Here is a 2,615-nt window from a genome sequence, read left to right as displayed (position 1 = left end):
TGCCACCGTGGCGCATTGACGCCTCGGCTTGGGCGAGTCCATCCAATTACAGGAGTTCGCATTCCCCTGTAGGAGCTGCCGCAGGCTGCGATCTTTTAGGGCCTTACTCAGCCTCCAGATCCTCAATCCCATGCACCTCCCGATCCGCCAGGCAGTGCTTGATCCACTCCTGAGTCTCCAGCGAGAACCCGGTCAACTCCTCAGCCGTGATCAACTCCCGCGCGCACAACCCCAGCAGATGCGAACGAGCTTCATGGCGTGAAAACCTGAAGACGCCAAACGCCCAGTACAATTCTTTCTGCCCGGCCTTGAGCAATTCTTCGCTGGCATCGATCCGCTCGTAGGGCGCGACGCTCTTGTCCAGCACGATCTTTTCGACGTCGGTCATGATGCGGGTGCACATCCGCTCATGGGCCACCGGGCGCAACACGCAATAGCATTTCCAATCGGACTCGTTCATTGCCGACTCCTGCCTGCCAACCGAGGCTTTAAGAATAGCCTTCGTCGTCGGAGCCGCTGTTCAATCCTTCGATTGCGCATCGCTCAAACCACGCGCAAACAAGTAGAAGATCATTACGATTCACAGCAATAAAATCTCGCAAAATATGACCTGACGAGGATTCCTCTCAATTTTTTTCGACTGCTTGCCATCCTTCACCCCCAAGGTTAGGGTTGAAGGCATGAAAACCTCACACACCCTCATTCAGCTCCGCCAGCACCGCAGCTTGTGCCTTGTCAGCGCACGACTGCCGGGCTGAATCGCGGCGCCTCGTCCCAAGCGTTACCCAAGAACTTTTGATCCACCGGCAGGCCGCCTTTTTTCGGCCCACACAATAAGGATTTCCCGATGAGCATGCTCAAAGACCCGTCTTCGAAATACCGCGCGTTCCCGACCATCGACATCCCGGACCGTACCTGGCCGTCGAAAACCATCACTGCCGCGCCGATCTGGTGCAGCTCCGACCTGCGTGATGGCAACCAGTCGCTGATCGAACCGATGGACGCGGTCAAGAAACTGCGCTTCTGGAAAACCCTGGTTCAGGTTGGCGTGAAAGAAATTGAAGCGTCGTTCCCGGCCGCTTCGCAAACCGACTTCGACTTCGTCCGCACCCTGATCGAAGGCAACCACATCCCGGACGACACCACCATCCAGGTGTTGACCCAGGGCCGTGAAGACCTGATCGAGCGCACCTTCGAGTCCCTGCGCGGCGCGAAGAAAGCCATCGTTCACCTGTACAACGCGACCTCCCCTTCCTTCCGCCGCATTGTCTTCAACCAGGACAAGGACGGGATCAAGGAAATCGCCGTGAGCGCGGCCAAGCTGTTCGTCAAATTCGCCGCCCAGCAGCCGGACACCGAGTGGACCTTCGAATACTCGCCAGAGACGTTCAGCGCCACTGAGCTTGAGTTCGCCAAGGAAGTCTGCGACGCGGTGATCGAAGTCTGGAACCCGACGCCCGAGCACAAGATGATCCTCAACTTGCCGGCCACCGTCGAATGCGCAACCCCGAACATCTATGCCGACCAGATCGAATGGTTCGGCCGTCACATCAACCGTCGTGACAGCGTGATCATCAGCCTGCACACCCACAACGACCGTGGCACTGGCGTTGCCGCCACCGAGCTGGGCCTGATGGCCGGCGCCGACCGTGTCGAAGGCTGCCTGTTCGGCAACGGCGAGCGCACCGGTAACGTCGACCTCGTGACCGTGGCCCTGAACATGTACACCCAAGGGCTCGACCCTCAGCTGGACTTCTCCGACATCGACGGCGTGCGTAAAGTCGTCGAAGAGTGCAACCAGATCCAGGTGCACCCGCGTCACCCATACGTCGGCGACCTGGTGCACACCGCGTTCTCCGGCTCGCACCAGGATGCGATCCGCAAGGGCTTTACCCAGCAGAAATCCGATGCATTGTGGGAAGTGCCTTACTTGCCAATCGACCCGGCCGACATCGGTCGCAGCTACGAGGCAGTCATCCGCGTCAACAGCCAGTCGGGCAAGGGCGGTATCGCTTACCTCCTGGAGCAGGAATACGGCATCAGCCTGCCGCGTCGCATGCAGATCGAGTTCAGCCAGGTCGTGCAGCGCGAAACCGATCGCCTGGGCCTGGAAATGACCGCCAAGCAGATTCACTCGCTGTTGATCAGCGAGTACCTGCAAGCCAACACCCCGTATGCGCTGGTCAGCCATCGCCTGCAGGAAGAAAACGGCAACAGCGCCGTCGAAGTGGAAGTGGCGAGCAAAGGTCAGGGCGAAACCAACCTGCACTGGCGCGGCAAGGGCAACGGTGCCCTGGAAGCACTGGTGGCTGGCCTGCCGATCCCGGTGGAAATCATGGACTACAACGAACACGCCATCGGCGCGGGCACCAATGCCAAGGCTGCGGCCTACATTGAACTGCGCGTGAACGGCGAACGTGCGGTGCACGGCGTGGGGATCGATGAAAACATCACCACGGCCAGCTTCAAGGCACTGTTCAGCGCGCTGAACCGCTCGTTGAGCCAGCCGGAAGCGAAAGCTGCGTAAGCGTCACTGAAATGCAAAAGGCCCCGGGGTGTGAACCTCGGGGCCTTTTTTGTTGGTGTGGCTTTAAGATCAAAAGATCGCAGCCTTC

General features: G+C 59.3%; 2 protein-coding genes. One reads left to right on the top strand and one right to left on the bottom strand.

Going from position 1 to position 2,615, the window contains the following annotated elements:
* Positions 1-103: 103 nt before the first annotated feature.
* Positions 104-460, bottom strand: coding sequence for a hypothetical protein (locus ACW9JC_RS29945; RefSeq protein ID WP_457459560.1), 357 nt, complete (start codon positions 458-460; stop codon positions 104-106).
* Between the two features lie 387 nt (positions 461-847).
* On the opposite strand from ACW9JC_RS29945, the gene leuA reads away from it, so the two are divergent.
* Positions 848-2,527: a 2-isopropylmalate synthase gene (gene leuA, locus ACW9JC_RS29940; RefSeq protein ID WP_338584902.1), complete on the top strand. Its 1,680-nt coding sequence runs from the start codon at positions 848-850 to the stop codon at positions 2,525-2,527.
* Positions 2,528-2,615: the final 88 nt, after the last annotated feature.

The sequence above is a fragment of the Pseudomonas sp. SDO5591_S426 genome, assembly GCF_054070755.1.
This window is presented reverse-complemented; position numbering and strand designations above follow the sequence as displayed.